Raw genomic sequence first — 23,504 nt, forward strand, 5'->3', positions numbered from 1 at the left:
AAGTAAAATTATTCTTATCAACTATAAATTAATATTGGCAAAATCCTCGAAAGAGGATGACGCAAAACCATGGATCTACAGCCTCATTTTTTCGTTTGAGGCCATGATTGCCAGGTTGCAGAGGAACCAGGACGGCTGAACTATTGTTCAGTCTTAGCGGCGCCTTATGCCACCAACCTGTGCTTACTATAGAGCACAGGTTTTTACTTTTTGAGTATATTGATCTATCGTATCTATTCGGTAGATTAATAACTAATATATATCAAAAAACTTGTGAGGTGTTTCTTTTGAAGACAGTCGCAGATTACATGGCGGAAGCACTACGTAACCTTGGAGTCACCCATTCTTTTGGGATCATTGGCAAATCCATTTGTCCAATTGTTCTAAAGATGGTGGATTACGGTATTGAATTTATTCCCGGCAGACATGAAGCAAGCTCCGGATTCGAAGCAGCAGGGTATGCGCTGAAAACGGGTAACCTAGGCGTAGCATTTGGTACTTCGGGTCCTGGGGGAACTAACCTGCTTACAGCAGCAGCACATGCGAAAGCTAACAACCTACCTGTCCTATTTATTACCGGCCACCAATCCATTACAGAGCTTGGAATTCCTCAATGTCAGGACTCCACCTCTTTTCTGGCTGATTTAGCTGATATGTTCAGACCTGCCACCTTGTTCAGTAAATTGGTTGAACGTGGGGATCACTTTGGTACTATTTTTAATCATGCGATTTCTGTGGCCCTGACCAAACGGGGTCCTGTTCATCTTTGTATTCCTTTTGATGTACAAACTGAAGTATTGGAAGAATGCAATATAGTAATCCCAGAAAGAGAGTCTCTAATTAGTCAAGCTAATATCGATAGAGTCATCGATGCTATTCAAGCTGCTAAGAATCCTTTGATTATTGCGGGTAAAGGAATTAACCGCTCCGGAGCACATAAAGAGCTTGTTCAACTCGCAGAAACATTTAATATTCCTGTAGTAACATCTCCTGGTGGAAAAGGGGCTATAGTCTGGGATCACCCACTCTATCATGGTCCTATTGGCGTTGGCGGTTCGACCCACGGGGACGATTTATTGAATAAAAGCGATTTATTTATAGTGCTTGGATCACGTTTAAGTGATATGACCATCTGTAATCTTAAACGGGAGAATCATCCAGCAACTTTAATTCAATTTGATATTGATCCAACCTTTGTCGGAAAAATACTATTGTCCAAAACGATACCGGTCACTGGGGACCTGCGCGATAATTTGGTGCACTGCCTAAATCATATTGACCCAAGCACAATCACCAAACGTGAGGCTTTGGCCGATGCGGATTATTCAGAAGAGCTTCCAACCCTCAAGAATCTTTCCCTTGCTTCGGTAATGAGCACTTTAAGTGATTTGATCCCTTATAATAATTCAATTTTCGTTGATGATGGAAGTCATGGATTCCACGCTGCAAAATGGTACAAGGTTAAGAAACCGGGCAGCTTTGTTTTTGATGCGTATTTTGCTTGCATGGGTAATTCGATCGGCATGGCTATTGGTGCAAAAGTTGCTGCTCCTGAAGAAACTGTCCTCTGCATTACAGGTGATGGTTGTTTCATGATGCTCGGCGCTGAGATTAACACCGCTGTCTGCAAAGATATCCCTGTCATCTTTATCGTGGTCAATAATAAGCAACTAGATATGGCTCTTAAGGGTATGGAGAAAACCACAGGTCGTATCGATGGAACTCTATATGAAGTACCAATGGACGCCGTAAAATTCGCTGAATCTCTAGGTGCTAAAGGCTACAAATGTGAGACTGCGGATGAATTCACAGCTGCAATTAAAGATGCGGTAGCTCTAAACCATGTTGCCGTTATTGAACTACTAACAGACCGTGATGAAGTCCCTCCGACTGCACACCGTACTTTGAACCTAAACTAGGAGGCTAACCATGAAGGAAAATATCAACAGTGGTCTCAACCACTTCACGAATCTATCAGGAGACTATGGCGCAAAAGCACTAGCTCCAATTAAAGACCACTTCCCTGACTTGGCTGAATTTATTATGGGGAATGCCTATGGCGATATTTTTCAACGTAATACTATAGCCCCTGACTGGAAGGAAATCGCAGTCATTTCATCTTTAATTTCAATGGGTCAATTCGAACAGTTGGGCGTTCATTATGTCATGGCCCTTCGTGTTGGAGTTACCGTAGAACAGCTTAAAGGTATTCTATTACACTTAGTACCCGTTATAGGGGCACCTAGAATCATCACAGCTTTTAATATCCTGCTTGCAACCATAGAAGAAATCCAATAACCCAACAGTTCGACAACAATATACAAAATTCGACTTTATTATTGCATACACTTGAAAAATATGCCTATAATAGAGTCGGAATATCCCATTACTTGCTGTATAGTGTCGAATTTTGACTTTTATAAAACAGCTAAATGGATATACATGGCTGGATATTGCAGTCGAACTGTTTTGGACAAATTCAATCTATGGGAGAGATTTAGGCATGGGAAGTTTCGTTTTGAAGACAGACACTACAAACAAGGTTATTAACATTGAGTTAGATGGAACATTTTCTGAAGAAGATGGTCTAAAATCTATTCAAGCTTATCAACAAACTATCAATCCAATTACTCCAGCTGACTATGAACTAAAAATCGACTGCAGAAAGCTAAATGTAACTGCACCAGATGTTGTACCTCTTTTAGAAAGCTGCTTTGTAATGTTTAAGAATGATGGATTTGTAAAAGTAAATCTAACGCTTGAAAATAACCCGATCCTCAAAATGCAGCTTTCCCGTCTTGGCCGTAAAGCTGGACTCGATAACATCGAGATCATTTCTGCGGTTACAGTCTAGATCTTTTAATCTTAATATGTAGGCCACATTTTACTGCTTTCCTGGAGGCGTATTATGACCGGAATTCGTATTAAAGGCATTGATATCTATCATCCCAGCAATATAGTTGGTAACGACTTTTTCATTAAGCATTTTGACGAAAAAGGCATTGATATTCGAGGTCTATTATCCGCATTAGGTCGTATTACACGGTATAGTATTAAGGATGCGGATGAGAATTCCCTTACGATGGCTTTTGAGGCTGCCAGGAATGTTCTGGAGAAAAGTAGTCTCACAGGTGCCGATATCGACCTTATTGCCTATGCAAGTCAAACTCCTGAGTATATCTTTCCTACCAACTCATTAATGATTCACCGTTTGATCAAAGGCGCATCCCATACAATCTGCATTGACAGCAATGCTAATTGTGCGGGTATGACGGCTTCTGTGGAACAGGTTAGCCGTCAGATGCAAGCGAATCCTAGGATTAAACGAGCGTTGGTCATCGGCTCCGATTATGTAACCCCTCATGCCGATAAGAATGATCCAGTCTACTACGCTAACTTCGGTGATGCAGCGGCGGCTGTCATTCTTGAACAGGCTGAGGATGTAGTCGGTTTCATTGACTCTATCTACCAAACGGATCCTTGTGTTTGCGATAATTCCAAATTCCCGTGCGCAGGCCTGGCTAAACTGGGTAAGCAAGGTGTAGCGGCTGGAGAGTTTAATGTGAAGTTTATTCCTTTTGATGATTCCATTTGCATAGATGCTGCTTCTGAGTCTATTCGTACTCTACTGTCTAACAACAATATCGCGCCTGAAGCCATTAAAGCAGCCTGCTTCTCACAGTTTTCATTGCCTAATATCTTAGAGATGTGTGAGAAAGTCGGCATTGATCGCAATGTAGCGGTATACATAGGGGATGAATTCGGATATACCTCTACCAGCAGCCCATTTATTGCTCTACATAAAGCTGTAACTACTGGAAAGATCGAACGTGGTGATAAAGTCCTGTTCTGGACAGTGGGCGCCGGTTGGCAAAATGTAGCATTTGTTATTGAATATTAGGAGCTGTATAACAAAAAGCGGCAAGCTAGGGATTCACCTAAGCTTGCCGCTTTTTAATATAAATATGAACGCAACATCAGGACTTACTTGCAAAGGTGAGCCCCTTTTCCGCGAGAGCACTCCGCAGTAGAACGATCGCCTTTGGCCCCAATCCATGTAGCTGCAGAAGCTCTGCCTCCGTAAGCTTGCTGAATTGTTGAAGCTGAACATATCCAGCCCCATGCAGGGCTCGAAGCGCCGGCTTAGATAGTCCGCCCGGCAGATCAGATTCGGTTCCGTTAACCATAGACATATACAGCCCCTTTATCACTGATATCCTTCATGCTTCTCCCAACCCATGGTACGCGCTACAGCGTCCTTCCAGGCGTTGTAACGACCTTCCCGCTCAGTTATACCCATCTCAGGCGAGAAGACCCTCTCAGCCTTGTTGAAGCTCTCTAGCTGGGCACGTGTCCACACTCTGGATGTTAACCCGGCCAGAAGCGCCGCACCCAAAGCTGTTGTCTCCGCATAGGTTGTTCTAGTAACCTCACTGCCCAGGATATCAGACTGGAATTGCATCAGCAAATCGTTACGCACAGCTCCGCCATCCACACGAAGGCCGGTCAATGGCATGCCTGCGTCTTTTTCCATAGCTCCTATTACATCTCTAGATTGAAAGGCTAAGGACTCCAATGTAGCTCGTACCAGATGTCCTGAGGTAGTGCCTCTAGTAAGGCCAAATATGGCTCCACGGGCATACATATCCCAATAGGGTGCCCCCAGTCCGGTAAACGCAGGCACAACGATAACCCCTTCACTGTCCTCTACTTCCCGTGCTTTATCTTCTGAGCCTGCTGGATCCTCTATAAGACCAAGCCCCTCCTGCAGCCACTGAACGGCCGCTCCGGCCACGAACACACTGCCCTCGAGAGCATAATAGAGTTCATCTCCCATACCCCAAGCTACAGTGGTCAACAAGCCATGGCTGGAGGCTACAGCTTCTGTGCCTGTGTTCATTAGAATAAAGCAGCCTGTACCATAGGTGTTTTTGGCACTGCCGGGTTCTAGACAAGTATGTCCAAACAATGCGGCCTGTTGATCTCCAAGTACAGAGCGAATTGGAATGTCCGCCCCGAACCACTGTTTGTCTGCTACTCCAAATTCGCCGCCAGACATTCTTACTTCTGGCAGGATGGCACGCGGAATACGAAGCTCTTCCATTAGCTCTTCATCCCAGCACCGTTCATGAAGATTAAACAGCATCGTACGTGAGGCATTGGTAACATCCGTGACATGTACGGCTCCGCAAGTAAGTCTCCAAATTAACCAGCTGTCGATCGTCCCCGCTAGAAGTTCCCCTCGATTCGCCCGCTCTCGGGCGCCATCCACATGATCCAGTATCCAGGAGATTTTGGTAGCTGAGAAATAAGCATCTACAACAAGGCCCGTCTTGCTCGCAATAACTTGCTCCAGCCCTTTACTTTTAAGTTCTTCACATTGCTCTGCAGTACGCCTGTCCTGCCACACAATCGCAGGGTATATCGGTTTGCCCGTTATTTTATCCCAGATTAAAGCTGTTTCTCTCTGATTGGTTATTCCGATGGCAGAGATCTCCTCAACTGCTATGCCACCCCGCGCAATCGCATCTCTTGCCGCTGCGAGCTGTGACGCCCAGATTTGCTCAGGGTCATGCTCTACCCAGCCTGGATGGGGGAAGGATTGTTTAACTTCATATTGACCTTGTGAGACCCATTTAGCCTCCGTATCGAACAATATGGCTCGTGAGCTGGTAGTACCTTGGTCTAAAGATAAAATCATTCTATGCCCTCCCAAGCAAAACCTACAAGATATGTTCCACGATGAACAAGATTAATGTGTTTGTTTCAACAAAAAGCACCTCTGCTGTCAGAGGCGCTATCACACATTGTGTTTGGAATTACTGTTTTTCGACAGGAAGTCTTAGCGTAAAGGTTGTACTTTCGCCTAGTTTGCTTGAAGCTGAGATGGTCCCGTGATGCGACTCTACAATATTTTTAACAATCGCAAGCCCAAGTCCCGTTCCACCTGATTCTCCCCGTACACGCGCCTTATCAGCTTTGTAGAAGCGGTCAAATATATACGGCAGATCCTCTGGTGGAATTCCAACCCCTTCATCCTGAATTTTAATCTCAAGATAACGACGGCCTTCTAATACACAAGTTCCTGTATGAACCGTGATTTTTTTGCCACCCTGTGTGTGGCGAAAAGCATTATCGAGTAAATTGGTTAAGACTTGTTCCAGTTTATCCTCATCCGCCGCCTTCAGAACAGCAATATCACTCTCTTGTTGTAAGTGAAGATGGATATCGCGCTCTTTCGCACGTACAGAAAATTTACGGTAGACTCGTTCCAGCAGTTCGTTCATGTCCACCTGAGCTTTCATCATATCCGTATGTCCGGCTTCCATTCGGGCAAGATCAAGCAAATCCTTAACCAGACGCCCCATACGCAGTGATTCGTCATGAATGACCTGGATCAGCTCACTGCTTTCTTCGGGGGATGAAGCCATCCCGTCCAATAAAGCCTCACTGTACCCTTGCATCATCGACAATGGCGTGCGGATTTCATGGGAGACATTAGCTACGAAGTCTCTGCGCATCTTTTCCAGACGCACCTCTTCCGTCACATCCCGCAGTACAGCAACTACTCCCCGGATGCTGCCTTCAGAATATAACGGTGCCATATGAACAGACCAGACGCCCTGCCGTACATGTACATTGGAGCGGTCATCGCCACCTTGCTTCAAGGTGCTTAAAAATAAAGGACGCAGGGGAGGAGGAACACTGCTCTCAGCCGTTTCGGGATGGAGCTCAGCATCACTCGCATGTTCCCACTGCAAATCGCTCCAGCTCTCTAGCAGAGCTTGGCCATGCGGATTGGTCAAAATAATCTGCCCTTCAATGTCAAAGGTGATCACAGCATCGCTCATACTGCGCAGTACGCTAGACAGATGCCCCTTCTCATGATGCAGACTGCGAATGTTCTCTTCAAGCTCCTCAGCCATGTGGTTAAAGGAAGTAGCCAACTGGCCAATTTCATCACTTGTGACAAGCGTAAGCCTTGTTCCGTATTCACCCCGGCGAATGTTATTCGCAGCTTCAATGACACGCTGCATCGGCTGAGTAATTTTGGTAAACAAAAACAATGCAAAAAATGTCGTCAAAGAAAATCCGATCATACAAGTATACATAAATAAACGTTTGATATCTCCGGAATTGGCAAAGTTACTGTCTATGTAGGGAAGCAAAAATAACCCCAAGGTAATAAGCACGACAGCGACCAGGCAGATGATCGTAACCCACAGTTTGCCGACAAGACTTCTCCAGAAGTTCACTTATTTAGGTACCTCTAGTTTGTAGCCTACGCCCCATACGGTCGTAATCATCGCTGCAGATTCCGGTGATACTTTATTCAGTTTTTCACGAAGACGTTTTACGTGAGTATCTACAGTACGCAAATCTCCGAAAAATTCATAATTCCAGACATCCTTAAGCAGTTCTTCACGAGAAAATACTTTATCAGGCGAAATAGCCAAATAATGCAGAAGTTCATATTCTTTAGGTGTCAAACTTACTTCTTCACCACCAGCAGTCACACGGTGAGCATCATGTTCAATAATAAGATGAGTAAATACAATGTTATTGCTGGAATTGCTCTCCTTGGACAAGAAAGCAGTTGCCGAAGAACGGCGCATAATAGCCTTCACCCGGTAAATGACTTCACGTGGACTGAAGGGCTTCACAACGTAATCGTCTGCGCCCATCTCAAAGCCTTGAACACGGTTGATCTCTTCGCCTTTAGCTGTAAGCATTAAGACCGGTGTTGACTTCACTCCTCTGAGTCTTGTCAGCACTTCCATCCCATCGATGCCAGGCAGCATAACATCCAGCAAAATTAGACCGTAGTCATTTGCTGTTGCTTTACGAAGAGCGATTTCTCCGTCTTCCGCTTCATCGATTTCATAACCTTCTTTTTCAAGATACATCTTTAGCAGGCGGCGAATGCGTTCCTCATCATCCACTACCAGAATTCTGTTTAAATGATCTGCCATTTCACTACAACCCCTTCATCAATACAGTAGAACGTAACCTTTAAACCATTGTGCAACGTTAACAGGTAAACTATGCTCAGTCCGTCCCCGCGTAAGAATGAAGTCCGGCGATGACTAAATTAACGCCAACCAGAGTAAACATTACGACCAGGAAGCCAAGCACAGCCAGCCAGGCAGATTTTCTTCCTTGCCATCCACGAGCCAAACGTAAATGAAGATAAGCGCTATAGAAGAGCCAAGTGACAAGCGCCCAGACTTCCTTAGGGTCCCATCCCCAGAATCTTCCCCAAGCGATTTGCGCCCATATCATTGCAAAGATCAAAGCGCCTAATGTGAAAATAGGAAAGCCAATGGCTATCGCCCTATACGTAATCTCATCTAGATCGCCCTCATCAATTCCGTCCATCACTGGGTGTAAAGCAGTGCCCAGCGGTTTACGTACGATCAAGCGAAGAACTCCGTAGAGGATTAATCCCGAAAGGAGTGACCAAATTACAGTATTAAACTTCCGTCCAGCATTTACACCATTCATCCAAGATGGTGCCTCAAAGAGTGGTTCTTTTATGCCAAGAAACGACTGGAAGCTCTCAATTTCGCTATTGTGAGGTGCCACAATCGGCGGCATTCGATAACTCACTTTCTCTATTGTACTATTTTCCTGCCCGGGGCTGTCAATCGTAACGTTCGGACGGACAAAAACAGTTTCATAGCCTGCTCCTCGGAATGCAAAAACAGAACCCAGAAACCCAATTATAACAATGATTGAAAAGAGAGTAAATTCGACCAGCCTCTGTTGCTTGCGATCCGCCTTCTCTTTACTGGAAAAATTGACTGTTCGCAGCAGATACATCAGTCCCGCCGCAAACCCTACTGCGAAGAAGGATTCACCTAGTGCAGCCAGTGTTACGTGAATCTTTAAGTAGTTCGATTGAAGAGATGGAATCAGCGGCTGTACTTCCTGTGGAAATACTGCGGCATAAGCCATCACAATAATACTGATTGGAACTGCAAAAAGACCCAAGATTACCTTACGATAAATAGCGTACATCACAGTAAAGGCAACCATCACCATCATCGATAAAAAAGTCATGAACTCATACATGTTGCTGACCGGAATATGCCCTGAGCCCGCCCAGCGTGTAAAGAAATAAATAAGATGAAAGATAAGACCTATTGAAGAGAAAATAAAAGCAATTTTGCCCCAACGTGCGGTATGTTCCTCCGGCTTGCGGCCTGACCACTTGCGACCCATGATGGCGATAGTGAATAACATAAACGAACCGCTGTATAATAAAAATGCGGCAATAAAGACAGCGCTGCTGATGTCGAGCAAGCTCATGAAAGGCCTCCTCCATTATCTAATGATTTTTCATCGACTACCAGATCTACTTTTTCTAAAATAGAAACGATCTCACGGCGGAACCCGAACCAGTTCTTGTTCGTATGTCCTCCGAGGATAAGCTCCCCGTTAGCAACGGTAAGCCAGATACGTCTATGCTGCCAGTAGAAGCCAAGCACTAAACCCAGCATCACGATTGCTGCACCTAGCCATACAAACGGCATTGCACGATCAATACGTATATTCAAGTAAGTAGTCGATTCCGAAAAATCAACGTCGCTCATGTTGTCCACTTCAAGCTCAAGAAATCTATTGCTCCCGCCAAGCTTATCGTTAATGGCAGCCTGTTGAAACTGCGCCTTATCCACCTGTTTAGGAAAATAGAAATACTGCTGCCCTTCCGCCGGGAGATCCGGACCTTGTATCAGGAACAAAAAAGCAGGTGCATTCGGATAAGGTGATTTGGAAATCGGCTGACCCTCCTCATTTAGACCAAAATCCATATACTTTTCTTTCAAAGTTAAAGTATAAGGACCCGCCTGAATTGCCCGCTGAGGGTTCTTCATGTCCAGCTTAAATTTGCCGTACGCCTCGCCAGTGGTGGAATTCTTAAGCTCAGGCTGTACCGAACGCAGCACAGGGGTCAGATCATAATCAAACTGATACGCTTTCAATCCTTTATAATCCAAAGGTGAATTTACTTGGATATCATGTTTCGTCACCTCGGATAGCTGCGGTTCCTTCGAAGGGTCTCCACAATCCGCGGTGCATTCATAAAGCACAGCTTGGGTCTGGAATAGCTTTGGAAGTATTTTTTTGCCGCGAAATTCCTCAGGCATCTCTTCCTCCGTATAAAACTCCACGGTAAATTTCTCATTTTTCAAATAATAGGTGGTGTCCGGAATCTGTGTGATCTCCCCTTGCGGGAAAGCAAGATGCTGATCCATGTTCAGTCCCGGCAATCCTCTTGCTAATACAGCAAGTAAAAAAATAATTAAGCCAATATGTATTACATAAGGTCCCCAGCGGCTGAAGCGATGTTTCTCTGCCAGCAGAGCCCCTCCATCCGTCTTCACGCGATAGCCCTTTTTACGCATAGGCTGAATTACCCGGGTTACCCAAGCTTCTGGTTCCTCTTGTACTTCAGTCACTAACACAGCTTTTTGCCGAGTTAAGAACTGACGATGTTTCCGAATCTTCTGTCTGGTTAAGGCCTTATAGAGCGGAAGTACTCGATCCAAGCTACAGATCACAAGTGAAGCGCCGATCATTACGAGTAGAGTTACAAACCACCAGGATTCGTATGTATGTGAAAGTCCAAGTTTGTGATAAATATATCCGGCTGTTCCGTACTCTTGCTTGTAATAAACTGAGGCATCAATATTAAGAAAAGTACTCTCCTGCGGGAAAATCGTCCCCAGCATAGAGCCTATAAGTGTCAGCACGATCAGGTAGATCGCTATTTTGACGGAAGAGAAAAAGTTCCACACCCGATCAATAATCCCCGGGTTAACGCGCTGAGATCGGCGAGCTACGCCATCGTAACGCATTTCCAAATTCTCGCCCCAGTCTGATTCCTTCCCCAACGGCTTCCCGCATGCTTCGCATAAAACAGTACCTACAGGGTTCTGGTGACCACATTCACATTTGGTATTGGTTATAAATGCCTCGCGTTCACTCATCAATCCACCAGCTTCCCAATTTGATCATCAAGTGAATTCAAATCAAGCTGGCCGATATGAATGTTGTCAATTTTACCCTTGGAATTAATGAATAAGGTAGTTGGCAGCGGAGAAATACCATAACTTCGTACAGCATCACGTCCAGTGTCCATCAAAATCGGAAAATCGATGTTTACCTGCTTCACAAAATTCTCGACAGTCATCCGGTCTTCGCCCACATTAATGCCTAAGACCACTACGTCTTTGTCCTTCCATTTCTCCCATTGCGCTTGGAGAGCCGGCATTTCTTTGACACAAGGTGCACACCAAGAGCCCCAGAAATTAAGCACAATAGTCTTGCCCTTATATTCGTCTAGGGTATGAGCCAGACCGTCAAGCCCAAGCAAATCAAAGGAAGGTGCTTTGCTCCCTTCCTCTGGTTTGCCGCTTCCCCCAAATACAGAGGAACCGATGGCATAACCGCCCACTATAACAATTAGAAACAGAATCACGATTTGAATTGGTTTTCTTGCTTTACCCACACGTAAAGCCCCCTTCTGTGACGCAACTCATACTTATGTTGTAAGGTGTGAACATCCTATGAACATTATAGCGAATTTCGTCACAGCTTTAGGGGGTTTAATTGTGAATATTCTGTGTCTTTATGACTCTTTACGTGGAGTTCTTTCTTTAAGCAATCCTGCTTTGGCAATTTGCTGCAGATGGTTAATTTCATCCTTGGTCAAATGACGGTAAGAGCCACGTTTGAGATTTTGCAGCATAATATCCCCGAATGAAATCCGTTTCAGACGGAGTACGGGGTGTGAAATCGCATCAAACATGCGTCGTACCTGACGGTTACGTCCCTCGTGAATCGTGATGCTGATAACCGCTTCCTTATTTGCCTCATCAATATCCTTGTACTCTACTTCCGCAGGCGCTGTCATGCCATCTTCCAGCTTGATGCCAGCTTTCAGCTTGTCCAATGCAGTGCCATGCGGTATACCCTTGACCGTAGCATGATACGTCTTAGGTACATGATGCTTCGGATGAGTCAGCAAGTTAGCAAAGTCCCCATCATTCGTCAGCAGCAGCAAACCTTCCGTATCGTAATCGAGCCGGCCTACAGGGTAAACCCGTTCAGTAATTCCTTTTAGGTAGTCAGTTACAACCTTACGACCCTTTGGATCGGAAGCGCTTGTGATTACTCCCTTAGGTTTGTTGAACATAATATAGATTTTGTTCTCGCCCCGGATCAGTCTACCGGAAACTTTAATAATATCTGTTGCGGGGTCCACCTTCGTGCCAAGCGTAGTTACGAGTTCCCCGTTGACTTCCACTTTACCGGCCAAAATCATTTCTTCACACTTGCGTCTGGACGCCACACCGGCCTGCGCCAAAATTTTCTGTAATCTTTCCATATTCGACTAGTCACCTCAGATCAATGATAACCATCAGAGGGATAAATCACAAGTTCATTCCAAGGAAAAAATGCTCCTGGGCAGGATTTATTGTGGGGTTCGATGATTAAAGGGGAGATTTGGTAGCGTTCTACTAATTCTAAAACGAGTTTAGCCGTTGCAAAAAGCTGCTCCTGCCTTCCGGATATTGGAGGATCGCCCACTTTCTTACCAAAATCACCTTCCAAACAAATATGAATATACTCCGGATCTGTCAGTAGCGGTGCTGCATAAATTGCGCCATCCACTCCTACCCAGAAGTCAAAACCTTTACCGTTAATGGATGTGCAGCTAGAATGATGCAGAATAAAACCTTTATAGTTCATTGCGGAATGCCCCCCTCCACATTGCTGCAATAGCATATGTTCAGGGGGGCAATGGGGTGACTATCCAAATAATAGCAAACACACAGCGATCGCGGCGACAAAGCCGACAACATCGGAGAACAGGCCAACCTTAAGCGCATAACGGCCATTCCGTACGCCTACAGCTCCAAAGTAAACGGTCAAAACATAAAGCGTAGTATCTGTGCTCCCCTGTATGGTGGAAGCAATCATACCAATTAAAGAATCCGGGCCATGCACACGGATTAGATCCGTAGTGTAAGCAAGCGACCCAGTCCCCGTAAGCGGCCGCAGAAGACCAAGCGGCAATACTTCTGCCGGAACACCAAGCCCCCGCAGGGCTGGGGATATGAAGCCCATAAAAAAATCCAGCGCACCGGAAGCGCGAAAAACGCTGATCGCAACCAGCATCCCCACAAGATGGGGAATAATCGCAATGGCCGTGCCAAACCCATCTTTCGCACCTTCAACAAAGGATTCGTAGACTGGCACTTTGCGCGTAAAAGCATAGAGCGGGATGAACGTGATCATGACCGGAATCGCCCATGCCGATATGAGACTGATAAACTGGTACAAATCACGTTCACCCTTTCAATGAGGAATTAGGGAGTGTTGTCTTCGCCAAAGGAGGAACCCCGGACTTTGCTGAAGGGGGCTTCGGCGGTTTGCGCAATAAAGTCAACCTTCGGAAAAACCGGTCTGCCGCAATCGCTGCAAGTGTAGCCACGGCCGTTGCTGCAAGTGTTGTACCTACTATGCCTGCGGGATCGGCTGAACCATAGTTTAACCGGATGGCAATCAGTGTGGCCGGGATAAGCGTAATGCTTGCTGTGTTAAGCGCTAGAAGAGTACACATGGCTGGTGTCGCGGTCTCTTTATCAGGGTTGAGCTTTTGCAGCTCCTGCATCGCCTTGATGCCCATTGGCGTTGCGGCATTGCCTAGTCCGAGCAGATTAGCACTCATATTGGAGAGAATATATCCTATGGCAGGATGCCCTTTCGGCACATCAGGGAATAAAAAAGCTACGACAGGGCCAAGCACCTTGGCAATCTTTTTAAGCAAACCTGCATCTTCTGCTATCTTCATAATCCCAAGCCAGAACACAAGCACACTGATTAAGCCAAAACTTACCGTTACCCCACTCTTGGCTCCGTCGAATACGGCGGCTGTAAACTCATCCATTCTGCCGTTAACGGCGGCGAACAGAAAACCGATGATGATCATTCCTAGCCAAATCCCGTTAATCATGGATACGCCTCCTTCTTCATTCATCAGCCCATTTTCTTATTTCGAACTCGCTCCCATTTCAAATAGAGCCTTCAGTGCACTGCCCAGCGCCTGGAACCAATTATTTGCCGGGTAAGCCTGTGCTAGTGTTGGACTGTACTTTTTCATATAAGCAGATTGCTCAGGAGGCAGGTTCTCAGGAGTATACACCGGCACGCGACCTATTTCTTTTCCGCCCAGCTCCAGCACAAGCGCCCCTTGCAATCCAAAATTCGCTCGTGTAGCTTCGGCTGAAGCACTTTCCTTCTGATTTAAAACAAGTTTCGTGATCACTCTATTTTGTTCACCTTGTCCAAGTGGATAAGCAAAGGTTTTGGAGGTTACAAAGTTATAGCCCGTCACGGCATCACCACGTTCGATCAGTGTTTTGAGCGGATAGTGATTAAACCCGAAGTTTAACAGGGAAGCATGATCATTCCAGTCATCGCCGTCATTTATAGTAACTGCGACAAGCTGCTGGCCGTTTCTGGTGGCAGAGCTGACAAGGCAGCGCAGTGCTTTTTTGGTATAACCTGTCTTTACACCGTCCGCTCCCTCGTATAAATACAGCATCTTATTTTTGTTTCTCCATTTGTAATCCCATTTCTCATTTGGATTGTCTGCAGTTTTCTCCTGCGTCTTCACAATTTCTTTAAATACAGGATTATGAAGAGCATAAGCGGTCAGAACAGCCAAGTCGTTAGCACTTGAATAATGCCCTTCAGCGTCAAGACCATGTGGATTAGCAAAATGAGTATGGGTTAGCCCTAGCTCCTCAGCCTTAGCGTTCATAAGGTATACAAAACCTTCCTCAGAACCACCGATATGCTCAGCGATCGCCGTTGCTGCATCATTCCCTGAGCGCAGCATCAGGCCATACAGCATATTTTCCAGCGTCATCTCTTCTCCCTGCTGCAAGTAAATAGAAGAGCCTTCTTTCGCATAGGCATTTTTTCCCACTTTGACTTTAGAGGCTAAATCACCATTCTCAATGGCGACGAGGGCGGTCATAATTTTGGTCAAGCTGGCAATAAGCATAGGCTCATCCCCACGGCTGCTGTACAAAATACGCCCAGATTCCACATCAATCAGTGCCGCTGCTCTTGCATGTGTAGAGATAGAGCTGTTCTCGGCCTGAATTGAAGATAGCGGCGCCAGAAGCAGCAGCGAAAGGCACAATATTAAGGCGAATGGCCATTTACGGGTTATTGTCTTCATGTTCATCCTCCGGCTTCTTATCGGATCTTAAGTAAAAGTGTTTATGTTGTACAAGTGTATGCGGACCAGCCTTAGGGTATGTCCACTCCTGGGATGTTCCACACAAAATATCCCCACAACGTGAGGCTTTGCTTCGATACATTCTCAGGTAATTTGCGGGGATCAAAATATACTTTCTGACACATCAAAAAAGGGACACCGCCTGTGTATGGCGATATCCCCGAGGCTATTTGTAGAATTATGTGTACCTAATGAGTTGAAGATTGAGATGTACTTGGATCGGTTTTAACAGGTGCTGCTGCCGGTGTGGCAGGTGTTGGCGGCGTTTGAGCTGCAGCATTGCCGGTTTGGAACATCGTTTGAATTTTGTCGATGAGCCCTGGTGTTGCATCGATGATTTTTTCGAATAGGTGCGTTTGATTGTCCAGAGGGACAATATTCACTCCATCCTTACCTACCACTAAAAAAGCGATCGGTCGAATGGAGACGCCTCCCCCGCTACCTCCACCAAATGGAAGCATTTTGACTCCACCTTGGGAGCTTGAACCACTTATAGAATCTTCTACTCGATAATCACTACCACCAGCAGCAAATCCAAAGGCAACTTTACTGATAGGCAGGATAATGCTGCCGTCAGGGGTTTGTACTGGATCACCGACAATGGTATTCACATCTACCATACCCTTGATATTTTCCATCGCTGTTTGCATTAGGCCTTGAATAGGATGGTCGCTCATATTGTTTCCTCCTTTAATTGAGTACGATTTCTCTTTCTTCTACAGCGTATATCATCCCCACATCCGCCCATTTGTATGTAACTTTCATTTTAAACTTTCCCGTGTGGCTCCTGACGCATCTGTTTCAGCAGATTTCTCCAATGGCCGATCCCGCCTTTTTCACGCAAGACACGCCGAGATAGCCGCATTAAGGCATACAAAGTATAGCCGACTGACATTTTCCCCTTACAGACAAACTCCATTGCAAAACAAAGCTCATCTTCAAAAACAGGCTTAACAAAAATTCGAGGATGCTGCTGCAATTTCACCCATTGCGAAATAAAACCAACAATACTCCATTTCAGGCCCCAAACCGCTCCCGATGCGGTCGCAGTGTCTGCTGCATCACCAAGAGAGAAATCGGTGGACCAATCGAGCTTTGATATTTTGACATGAGCTACAGTCTCTTTTAACCATTCCTTCAAGCCGCGTGTAGATTTCACAGCTTGGTTAACATTGGCGCGCCAGTGCATTACTCTTTCTTTATCAAATATCTCTTCTTTTACGGTATCTACACCTGTCGTCGCCGTCCCTGTCTCTTTAAACTTTCCCCACACACCCTGCTCCAATCCCTTAAAGACCAATTGGGGAAGTTCATAGTGAAGCTTTATCAGACCAAAAAGAGAGGTAACATCTAATTCGAGCAGGTCATTTTTTCCATGTTTATAACACCGTATGCGGAAATCGATAGATGAAGACAGGACCAGGATCAGTGCCAGTACAAGCAAAACAAGGGGAATTGCAAGCCATAACGTCACGTATTTACCTCCAAGAAACCTTAATAATGGGAACCTTTGGTTTAGTATGGCAATATAAGCTGGAAAAAATTCGGGGTTTGCATAAAAAATATGAGCTTAAATAAAAATAGGGACTGTCCCAAACCACATAAATGGTTTAAGACCAGTCCCTTCAATACAATTATTAGCGTTCTCGTACCAACTAAGGCAGCTCGACATCCTCAAAAGTCATTTGAGTATCCAGCTTATTGAACAAAAGCTGTGTCTCTTCTTCCAAATTATCCGTGGACTCAAAGTTTGTTGGTTCCGGCAGATCCTTTAGACTGGCAAGACCAAAGCTCTCCAAGAAGGATTTAGTCGTCCCGTACAAAATTGGCCGGCCTACCGCTTCCGCACGACCAACCTCATGAATCAAATCCTTGTTATTCAGCGTATGAATTGCGCGTTCCGACTTCACACCCCGGATCTCTTCAATCTCCACCCGCGTAATCGGTTGGCGATAAGCCACGATTGCGAGAGTCTCTAAGGCAGCCTGAGACAAGGTTGATCTGGATGGTGAATAGGCCAGACGCTCAAAATAGTGGGCATGATCAGGCAATGTAGCCAGCCGATAATTCCCGGCAATTTGCACTACCTGTAAGCCCCGCTCCTGTGCTACATAATCTTCTTTTAGTTCCTCTAATGCTCCGGCCGCAAGCTCTGGGCGCTGTTCCGTAATTTCAGCCACTTGGCGTACGGAGATTCCTTCATCCCCTGATAGAAACAGCAGGCCTTCAATAATCGATTTCAGCGTTTTGTAATCCATTGAAGTGTTCTCCTCCTCTCCACTCCATTACGATGTCATCAAACAATTTCTCTTGGTAGCAAAAAATCGCCTTCATTTTCATCAGTTCCAGAATCGCAAGAAAAGTAACTACGATTTCGTGCCGTGCCATTTCATCGTGAAGCAGTGCCGAGAAATGCAGCTTACCGCCTGTACCTCTGCGCTGCAGCGCATCTGATACATCACGTATACGATCTTTTACCGATATTTCATCCCGGGTGATCCGCTGGTAAGAAGACCTTCTGGCAGCCTTACTTAGCGCTTTACGAAAAGCGGCTATTAAGTCTGAGGTATGTAGTCCTTTTAGCGTTTGATCAATCTCTTCTGGCACGAATGGACCCAAATCCTCAGGCTCCTTCGTAAAAATCAAGCTCCGCTCGCTCTCCATATCCATTAAATGTACAGCAATACTCTTGAACTTACGATACTCAATCAGTCGCTGAACAAGCTCAGCTCGTGGATCAAATTCATCCTCTTCGTAATATTCAAAATCATCGATCTCAATGACCGGTGGTTTGGGCAGCAATAGCTTGCTCTTTATAGATAAAAGGGTAGCGGCCATCACGAGAAATTCACTCGTAATATCCAATTCAAGCTCCTGCATGCTACGCAGGTATTCCATATACTGTTCGGTGATCTCGGCGACCGGAATGTCCTGGATGTCGATTTCCGCCTTATCAATTAAATGCAAGAGCAGATCCAGCGGACCTTCAAACGTCTCCAGCTTGTACAATACAGTCACGAAGCATCCTCCCGCCAAAAAAAGTAAAGTGCAGCGCCCGTCTGGACGCTACACAAGTAGAAAGGGCTCTTATAATCCATGCTTTCTTCTTATACTATAAATAAGCACGAATTCGACTGATTCGTCAATAGCTGACTTACTTAAACAGTTTGTTAAGATTCGCCATTTCAATCGCAGCAGTCGCAGCATCCCAGCCTTTATTGCCTGCTTTGGTTCCTGAACGCTCGATGGCCTGTTCAATATTTTCAGTAGTGACTACGCCAAAAATGGTCGGCACGCCGGTCTTAAGATTGATAGCGGCTACTCCTTTGGCAACTTCATTACATACATAATCATAGTGTGTAGTGGAACCACGGATAACCGTTCCTAAGGTGATTACAGCGTCGTATTTGCCGCTTTCAGCCATTTTTTGCGCGATCAACGGAATTTCAAATACCCCTGGAACCCAAGCAACATCCACTTCATCATCACCAACACCATGGCGTTTAAAGGCATCAAGTGCACCTGACAAAAGCTTGCTGGTAATAAATTCATTAAAACGTCCTACAACAACTCCGTATTTTAACCCCTCAGAAACTAAGTGACCTTCTAAATATTTCGGCATATCCATCATCTACCCTTCGTTTTTTATAATGTATGGTTAAGCTTTCGAATCCTCATTTTGTTCAATATCGTCAAAAGACAGCATATGTCCAAGCTTCGCTTGCTTCGTGTGGAGATAATTGGTGTTGTCCTTGTTCTCCGGCATTTGTATCGGCACGCGCTCAACGACTTCCAACCCATAACCCTCCAGCCCTTTGATCTTACGCGGGTTGTTCGTGAGCAGACGGATTTGGCGCACACCCAGATCCTTCAGAATCTGTGCTCCAATTCCATAGTCACGCAAATCTGCTGGAAAACCAAGCTTTAGATTCGCATCTACAGTGTCAAGACCTTCCTCTTGCAGCTTGTAAGCCCGAAGCTTATTGATAAGGCCAATGCCTCTGCCTTCTTGGCGCATATAGAGTAACACGCCCCTACCGGCAGTTTCGATCTGCCGCAGTGCAGCTTCAAATTGCGGGCCGCAATCACAGCGATGGGAGTGGAATACATCACCAGTCAGGCATTCGGAATGTACACGTACAAGCACTGGCTCATCGCCGGAAATATCGCCTTTTACCAAAGCTACATGCTCTTTATCATCCACTTCATTTGTATAAGCAATGGTCTGGAAATCTCCAAAATCGGTAGGAAGTCGTACAGACACTTCGCGTGTGACGAGTTGTTCTTTTTCGTTGCGATAATGAATAAGATCCTTGATACTGATCAGCTTAAGATCATGCTTGCGGGCAATTTCGATTAGATCAGGTAAGCGGGCCATTGAGCCATCTTCCTTGATAATCTCGCAAATGACACTGGCTGGATAAGCGCCACACATCCGCGCTAGATCAACAGCAGCCTCCGTATGTCCGGAGCGGCGCAGAACGCCACCTTTTTTCGCAATCAGCGGGAACATATGCCCCGGTCTGCGGAAATCAGCAGGTTTCGCTTTTGGATCGATCATGGCTTTAACGGTCAAAGATCTTTCCCCCGCAGAGATCCCAGTGGTTGTATCTTTATGGTCAACAGATACGGTAAAAGCCGTACCGTGATTATCGGTATTGTGGGTTACCATGGCTTGCAGTTCAAGTTCTGCCGCACGCTCCTGGGTAATAGGCATACAAACCAATCCACGTCCCTCAGTAATCATAAAATTGATGACCTCTGGTGTCGCACGTTCAGCAAGGGCTATAAAATCCCCTTCATTCTCACGATCTTCATCATCCACTACAATGATGACTTTACCGCGCATTAAGTCATATATTGCTTCTTCAATCGGATCCAAGACACTTTCCTTTTTCGATTGCTCGCTCATGATCCTATCCTCCTAAAAGCTTTACGAAAGATTATTCCCTTCTTCGTAAGCAAACTCTTTATTTAAACAAACCCGTTCGCCGCCAAAAAATCATGACTAATCCCGGAGCGGCTCTCGCCTTCTTCATCTTGGGCGGCTGAGCCATAATGCAATAAATGATCTACATATTTGCCAAGTACATCACACTCGATATTTACACTATCCCCAGCCCGTTTGTGCGTCAGAACTGTTTCCCCTAACGTATGCGGAATAATGGACACTGCAAGCGATGTGGCTGTAGTCTTCACTACAGTTAAACTAATGCCGTCGATCGTGATCGATCCCTTGGGGATAATATATTTAAATAGTGATTTACGATCCGGTGCAATCTCGAATACAACAGCATTCTGATCACGTTTTACACTTTTAATAATGGCAGTGCCATCAACATGTCCTTGAACAATATGCCCTCCAAAACGCCCGCCGGCTGCCATTGCTCGTTCCAGATTCATCCGGCTGCCGGGCTTCAGTTCCTTCAGGTTGCTATTCCGGTAGGTCTGCGGCATTACATCCACTGTAAAGAAATGATCTCCCAAAGTTGTCGCCGTGAGGCAAACCCCATTGACGGACACACTGTCACCGATTTTTAGATCATCCATGATGACCGAAGCGGCAATATTCAGCACCATCATTTCCCCACCGGCGGAGACACTGCGCAAAACACCAACCTCTTCAATTAATCCGGTGAACATGATATCCCTCCTAAAAAGCATTACTTCCTCAAATTCACTTCTTGCATAGCTTTTGTTAGCGTACTGGAGTGCCGCTGATACATACATTATCTCCCAGCACTTTTACTTCCAATCCTTCAAGTGAGATCGCATCCTTCATCAGCTCTACACCCGGAAATACGAAAGTTCCTTTCGCTTCTGTGCCACCGCCGACAATTTTTGGAGCGAAGAATAGAATAATACGATCCACTAGCCCGCTCTCCAGCATCGCGCCATTCAGCGTCCCCCCGCCTTCCAGTAAAATAGAGCCTATCTCCATTTCGCCAAGAGATATCATGGCCGCCTTCAGATCCACTCTTGGACCTGCTCCGCACACAACGATTTGAACGCCTGCTTCCAGCAGTGCAGCCTTTTTAGCAGGATCTGCAGCATCGGTTGTTACAATAAGTGTAGGCGCTAGACCATCACATACAACTGCCGAATCCAGAGGAATACGTAGCCCGGAATCAATGATGATCCGCGTCGGGTTAATGCCAGGCACTTCTGTTCTTGTTGTCAGAGAGGGATTATCAGCAATCACTGTATTCACACCGACCATGATGCCCTGATGCCGATGCCGCAGCGTATGTACGATCTCCCGCGCTTCCCCATTCGAAATCCATTTACTGTCACCAGATTTGGTAGCTAGATTGCCATCAAGCGTACTTGCACTCTTCAGCGTAACAAAAGGTTGTTTTGTCAAAATATATTTGATAAATCGCTCATTTAATCGAAGCGCACGATCACGCAACAAACCGACTTCGACCGCTATCCCTTGATCACGCAGCATTTGAATTCCGTGCCCTGCCACCTGAGGGTTCGGGTCTTCACAAGCAACTACAACCCTAGCTACCCCTTCATCGATCAGCCTTTGGCTGCAAGGTGGAGTTTTTCCATAATGGCTGCACGGTTCTAGTGTGACATATGCCGTACTGCCCTGTGCCTGCCCAGCTGCCATATTCAAAGCGTGCACCTCGGCATGCCCCGTACCTCGCTGTAAATGAGTTCCGAGTCCAATCATTGCTCCATTCTTCACCACAACGCAGCCAACAACAGGGTTAATTCCCGTCTGTCCTTGGGCACGTTCGGCCATGTCCAGTGCTAGCGACATATAAAACTCATCATTCATGTTGTCCATCTCTTCCTCCTATCCACTGCTGTCAATTCTTTAGCTTAAAAAACAGAAAAACCCATCTCATTCTCCAGGAGGAGTTCAAGATGGGTTATGCGAGAGTTCATCGGCAGTCCAAATAAAAGTGTGCTTAAATAGCCGTCAATCGACGGGTATTGTGAAATATCGCACATGATTATATGAAAACACTGCGATCCGCCAGTCCATTGCAGACAAGCGGTCAACCTCTCCTTCTTCCATCCAGACTATACTGTCGGTCCCGGAATTTCACCAGGTCCACCGTTCGCGTCAACAACGCGAGCCGGGTAGCGGACTGAGCACTGTAGATAAACTGAATACGTTATTTCTACAACAGCATCACCGCCGGTAGGGAATTACACCCTGCCCTGAAGGATTGATCCTTTATTTAATTGAGGTTCAAGTTTTCCTTACTAACAAAATTATCACTTACACCAGCGAAATGCAAGTGCGTTTATTATATTTACTTAAAATTTGTAACTAGATTATAGATTGTACTGAGTTTATAAAAGGAAACCAAGAAGCGCCAGGACAATGGCTCCTGGCGCTTCTTGGTTATTTTTCATGATTACAAACCACGTTCTTGTTGTTTCAAAAGATCACGAATTTCTGTAAGCAGCACGATATCCTCTGCAGGTGCTGGAGTCTCCACCACTTCAACTTTAACGGCTTCTTTGCGTTGGAATTTATTAGCCAGCTTAATCACCATAAAGATAGAGAATGAAATAATAAAGAAATCAACTACAGATTGTAAAAATTGCCCATAAGGGATAATTAGTTTATTCTGCATAACCATGACACTTAGAGCCCGATCCTTCAAATCTATACCACCCGTTAGCAAGCCTGCAATTGGAGTAATAATATCAGATACCAATGATGTCACAATCTTCCCGAATGCAGCTCCGATTACTACAGCAACCGCTAAATCAAGAACATTCCCTTTCAAGGCAAAATCTTTAAATTCTTTCCACATATTCCAAATAACCCCCAACATATATAATTTGAAATTATTATAGCATAGTAGCTTCCTAATTCTTAAGACTTGTTAAGAAACTATTAAGTTTCCCTTTACTTTTACCTGCCACCGCTGTTAAGAAGTTTTCTGTAAAATAAGGTTTAAGAATTTTTCTTCTTACATGATAGAGGCAGGGCTGAGAATGTATTACATGGATTGAGGCACAGGGATCAGAGCAAGCTAAAAGAAAAAACAACTTGGCATAATGCTGTGGGGGATTTGGTCTTTTATTCCACTAATTTATTAGCTGCTATACAGTTCCTTTGCCTTCACTGGTCTTCAAATGAGGCTTCCAAACAAGAAAATGTTGTATACTTCTTATAGCAAGAATTGCGCTTTACAAGCAAGAAAGGACG

At 45.4% G+C, this 23,504-nt stretch carries 25 protein-coding genes and 2 riboswitches; of the genes, 4 read left to right on the forward strand and 21 right to left on the reverse strand.

Translation table 11 applies throughout. The features are described 5' to 3' along the window. The first annotated feature begins 26 nt into the window (after nt 1-26). Nucleotides 27-123, forward strand: a riboswitch (cyclic di-GMP riboswitch). A gap of 155 nt (nt 124-278) precedes the next feature. The 4 genes from NST58_RS22330 to NST58_RS22345 all read left to right on the forward strand — a co-directional run bounded on the left by NST58_RS22330 (nt 279) and on the right by NST58_RS22345 (nt 3,901). Beyond that, on the forward strand, nt 279-1,919 hold the full coding sequence (locus tag NST58_RS22330; RefSeq protein ID WP_139329858.1) for a thiamine pyrophosphate-binding protein: 1,641 nt from the start codon (nt 279-281) through the stop codon (nt 1,917-1,919). 10 nt (nt 1,920-1,929) lie between these two features. After that, nucleotides 1,930-2,298 (forward strand): carboxymuconolactone decarboxylase family protein, encoded by a 369-nt coding sequence (locus NST58_RS22335; protein ID WP_036676184.1) that lies wholly within the window; start codon nt 1,930-1,932, stop codon nt 2,296-2,298. A gap of 205 nt (nt 2,299-2,503) precedes the next feature. Next, on the forward strand, nt 2,504-2,854 hold the full coding sequence (locus NST58_RS22340; RefSeq protein WP_076127478.1) for a hypothetical protein: 351 nt from the start codon (nt 2,504-2,506) through the stop codon (nt 2,852-2,854). Between the two features lie 54 nt (nt 2,855-2,908). Further along, nucleotides 2,909-3,901: a ketoacyl-ACP synthase III gene (locus NST58_RS22345; RefSeq protein WP_076184028.1), complete on the forward strand. Its 993-nt coding sequence runs from the start codon at nt 2,909-2,911 to the stop codon at nt 3,899-3,901. 76 nt (nt 3,902-3,977) lie between these two features. Here the strand turns inward: NST58_RS22345 and NST58_RS22350 are convergent, their stop codons facing one another. From NST58_RS22350 to mscL, 21 genes are all read right to left on the reverse strand, one after another. Next, nucleotides 3,978-4,193 carry a DNA-binding protein gene (locus tag NST58_RS22350; protein ID WP_076184031.1) on the reverse strand — a complete coding sequence of 72 codons (216 nt, stop codon included), beginning with the start codon at nt 4,191-4,193 and terminating at the stop codon, nt 3,978-3,980. Nucleotides 4,194-4,207: 14 nt separating this feature from the next. Continuing rightward, nucleotides 4,208-5,701: a glycerol kinase GlpK gene (glpK, locus tag NST58_RS22355; protein WP_339244230.1), complete on the reverse strand. Its 1,494-nt coding sequence runs from the start codon at nt 5,699-5,701 to the stop codon at nt 4,208-4,210. Between the two features lie 118 nt (nt 5,702-5,819). Beyond that, nucleotides 5,820-7,256, reverse strand: coding sequence for an ATP-binding protein (locus NST58_RS22360; protein WP_076127471.1), 1,437 nt, complete (start codon nt 7,254-7,256; stop codon nt 5,820-5,822). Further along, entirely contained in the window at nt 7,257-7,973 is a 717-nt protein-coding gene (locus NST58_RS22365) for a response regulator transcription factor (protein ID WP_036676174.1), read from the reverse strand. Between the two features lie 76 nt (nt 7,974-8,049). Further along, complete coding sequence (ccsA, locus tag NST58_RS22370) at nt 8,050-9,312, reverse strand: cytochrome c biogenesis protein CcsA (protein WP_036676173.1); 1,263 nt, start codon at nt 9,310-9,312, stop codon at nt 8,050-8,052. Next, the gene (locus NST58_RS22375) at nt 9,309-10,994 is read right to left on the reverse strand and encodes a cytochrome c biogenesis protein ResB (RefSeq protein WP_076218817.1); all 1,686 of its coding nucleotides are present in this window, start codon (nt 10,992-10,994) and stop codon (nt 9,309-9,311) included. The genes ccsA and NST58_RS22375 overlap by 4 nt, the downstream gene beginning before the upstream one ends. Beyond that, entirely contained in the window at nt 10,994-11,515 is a 522-nt protein-coding gene (locus NST58_RS22380; protein WP_038572444.1) for a redoxin domain-containing protein, read from the reverse strand. The genes NST58_RS22375 and NST58_RS22380 overlap by 1 nt, the downstream gene beginning before the upstream one ends. 120 nt (nt 11,516-11,635) lie before the next feature. Continuing rightward, nucleotides 11,636-12,394, reverse strand: coding sequence for a pseudouridine synthase (locus NST58_RS22385; protein ID WP_036676166.1), 759 nt, complete (start codon nt 12,392-12,394; stop codon nt 11,636-11,638). 20 nt (nt 12,395-12,414) lie between these two features. Then, nucleotides 12,415-12,759 carry an N-acetylmuramoyl-L-alanine amidase gene (locus NST58_RS22390; RefSeq protein WP_339244231.1) on the reverse strand — a complete coding sequence of 115 codons (345 nt, stop codon included), beginning with the start codon at nt 12,757-12,759 and terminating at the stop codon, nt 12,415-12,417. A 60-nt stretch (nt 12,760-12,819) separates the two neighbouring features. Beyond that, the gene (locus NST58_RS22395; RefSeq protein WP_036676158.1) at nt 12,820-13,353 is read right to left on the reverse strand and encodes a spore maturation protein; all 534 of its coding nucleotides are present in this window, start codon (nt 13,351-13,353) and stop codon (nt 12,820-12,822) included. 7 nt (nt 13,354-13,360) lie between these two features. Next, a complete protein-coding gene (locus NST58_RS22400; RefSeq protein WP_076127464.1) occupies nt 13,361-14,026 on the reverse strand; it encodes a nucleoside recognition domain-containing protein in 666 nt (221 codons plus the stop codon). A gap of 36 nt (nt 14,027-14,062) precedes the next feature. Further along, complete coding sequence (locus tag NST58_RS22405) at nt 14,063-15,262, reverse strand: D-alanyl-D-alanine carboxypeptidase family protein (protein WP_175618935.1); 1,200 nt, start codon at nt 15,260-15,262, stop codon at nt 14,063-14,065. Nucleotides 15,263-15,510: 248 nt separating this feature from the next. Further along, entirely contained in the window at nt 15,511-15,999 is a 489-nt protein-coding gene (gene ytfJ / locus NST58_RS22410) for a GerW family sporulation protein (RefSeq protein ID WP_076127461.1), read from the reverse strand. Between the two features lie 89 nt (nt 16,000-16,088). Then, a complete protein-coding gene (locus NST58_RS22415) occupies nt 16,089-16,796 on the reverse strand; it encodes a DUF2953 domain-containing protein (RefSeq protein WP_076127459.1) in 708 nt (235 codons plus the stop codon). A gap of 181 nt (nt 16,797-16,977) precedes the next feature. Beyond that, complete coding sequence (scpB, locus tag NST58_RS22420; protein WP_036676149.1) at nt 16,978-17,580, reverse strand: SMC-Scp complex subunit ScpB; 603 nt, start codon at nt 17,578-17,580, stop codon at nt 16,978-16,980. Beyond that, the gene (locus NST58_RS22425) at nt 17,549-18,340 is read right to left on the reverse strand and encodes a segregation/condensation protein A (RefSeq protein ID WP_036676147.1); all 792 of its coding nucleotides are present in this window, start codon (nt 18,338-18,340) and stop codon (nt 17,549-17,551) included. Before NST58_RS22425 ends, scpB begins: the two co-directional genes overlap by 32 nt. A 136-nt stretch (nt 18,341-18,476) precedes the next feature. Further along, nucleotides 18,477-18,944, reverse strand: coding sequence for a 6,7-dimethyl-8-ribityllumazine synthase (ribE, locus tag NST58_RS22430; protein ID WP_036676377.1), 468 nt, complete (start codon nt 18,942-18,944; stop codon nt 18,477-18,479). A gap of 36 nt (nt 18,945-18,980) precedes the next feature. Beyond that, complete coding sequence (locus NST58_RS22435; RefSeq protein ID WP_076127453.1) at nt 18,981-20,234, reverse strand: bifunctional 3,4-dihydroxy-2-butanone-4-phosphate synthase/GTP cyclohydrolase II; 1,254 nt, start codon at nt 20,232-20,234, stop codon at nt 18,981-18,983. 62 nt (nt 20,235-20,296) lie between these two features. After that, nucleotides 20,297-20,965 (reverse strand): riboflavin synthase, encoded by a 669-nt coding sequence (gene ribE / locus NST58_RS22440; RefSeq protein WP_339244234.1) that lies wholly within the window; start codon nt 20,963-20,965, stop codon nt 20,297-20,299. A gap of 55 nt (nt 20,966-21,020) precedes the next feature. Then, nucleotides 21,021-22,121: a bifunctional diaminohydroxyphosphoribosylaminopyrimidine deaminase/5-amino-6-(5-phosphoribosylamino)uracil reductase RibD gene (gene ribD, locus NST58_RS22445; protein ID WP_339244236.1), complete on the reverse strand. Its 1,101-nt coding sequence runs from the start codon at nt 22,119-22,121 to the stop codon at nt 21,021-21,023. Nucleotides 22,122-22,339: 218 nt separating this feature from the next. Further along, a riboswitch (FMN riboswitch) is annotated at nt 22,340-22,513 on the reverse strand. Nucleotides 22,514-22,701: 188 nt separating this feature from the next. Continuing rightward, nucleotides 22,702-23,106: a large-conductance mechanosensitive channel protein MscL gene (mscL, locus tag NST58_RS22450; RefSeq protein ID WP_076219852.1), complete on the reverse strand. Its 405-nt coding sequence runs from the start codon at nt 23,104-23,106 to the stop codon at nt 22,702-22,704. Nucleotides 23,107-23,504 lie beyond the last annotated feature (398 nt).

Source organism: Paenibacillus sp. FSL R10-2796 (genome assembly GCF_037965315.1).
GTDB classification, from domain to species: domain Bacteria; phylum Bacillota; class Bacilli; order Paenibacillales; family Paenibacillaceae; genus Paenibacillus_AQ; species Paenibacillus_AQ odorifer.

Excerpts from the sequence above, each read along its gene's own strand:
- NST58_RS22335 (WP_036676184.1), top strand. The coding sequence starts at position 1,930 with ATGAAGGAAAATATCAACAGTGGTCTCAACCACTTCACGAATCTATCA.
- NST58_RS22340 (WP_076127478.1), top strand. The coding sequence starts at position 2,504 with ATGGGAAGTTTCGTTTTGAAGACAGACACTACAAACAAGGTTATTAAC.
- NST58_RS22345 (WP_076184028.1), top strand. The coding sequence starts at position 2,909 with ATGACCGGAATTCGTATTAAAGGCATTGATATCTATCATCCCAGCAAT.
- NST58_RS22350 (WP_076184031.1), bottom strand. The coding sequence starts at position 4,193 with ATGTCTATGGTTAACGGAACCGAATCTGATCTGCCGGGCGGACTATCT.
- glpK (WP_339244230.1), bottom strand. The coding sequence starts at position 5,701 with ATGATTTTATCTTTAGACCAAGGTACTACCAGCTCACGAGCCATATTG.
- NST58_RS22365 (WP_036676174.1), bottom strand. The coding sequence starts at position 7,973 with ATGGCAGATCATTTAAACAGAATTCTGGTAGTGGATGATGAGGAACGC.
- ccsA (WP_036676173.1), bottom strand. The coding sequence starts at position 9,312 with ATGAGCTTGCTCGACATCAGCAGCGCTGTCTTTATTGCCGCATTTTTA.
- NST58_RS22375 (WP_076218817.1), bottom strand. The coding sequence starts at position 10,994 with ATGAGTGAACGCGAGGCATTTATAACCAATACCAAATGTGAATGTGGT.
- NST58_RS22385 (WP_036676166.1), bottom strand. The coding sequence starts at position 12,394 with ATGGAAAGATTACAGAAAATTTTGGCGCAGGCCGGTGTGGCGTCCAGA.
- NST58_RS22390 (WP_339244231.1), bottom strand. The coding sequence starts at position 12,759 with ATGAACTATAAAGGTTTTATTCTGCATCATTCTAGCTGCACATCCATT.
- NST58_RS22400 (WP_076127464.1), bottom strand. The coding sequence starts at position 14,026 with ATGATTAACGGGATTTGGCTAGGAATGATCATCATCGGTTTTCTGTTC.
- NST58_RS22405 (WP_175618935.1), bottom strand. The coding sequence starts at position 15,262 with ATGAAGACAATAACCCGTAAATGGCCATTCGCCTTAATATTGTGCCTT.
- ytfJ (WP_076127461.1), bottom strand. The coding sequence starts at position 15,999 with ATGAGCGACCATCCTATTCAAGGCCTAATGCAAACAGCGATGGAAAAT.
- scpB (WP_036676149.1), bottom strand. The coding sequence starts at position 17,580 with ATGGATTACAAAACGCTGAAATCGATTATTGAAGGCCTGCTGTTTCTA.
- ribE (WP_036676377.1), bottom strand. The coding sequence starts at position 18,944 with ATGCCGAAATATTTAGAAGGTCACTTAGTTTCTGAGGGGTTAAAATAC.
- NST58_RS22435 (WP_076127453.1), bottom strand. The coding sequence starts at position 20,234 with ATGAGCGAGCAATCGAAAAAGGAAAGTGTCTTGGATCCGATTGAAGAA.
- ribE (WP_339244234.1), bottom strand. The coding sequence starts at position 20,965 with ATGTTCACCGGATTAATTGAAGAGGTTGGTGTTTTGCGCAGTGTCTCC.
- ribD (WP_339244236.1), bottom strand. The coding sequence starts at position 22,121 with ATGGACAACATGAATGATGAGTTTTATATGTCGCTAGCACTGGACATG.
- mscL (WP_076219852.1), bottom strand. The coding sequence starts at position 23,106 with ATGTGGAAAGAATTTAAAGATTTTGCCTTGAAAGGGAATGTTCTTGAT.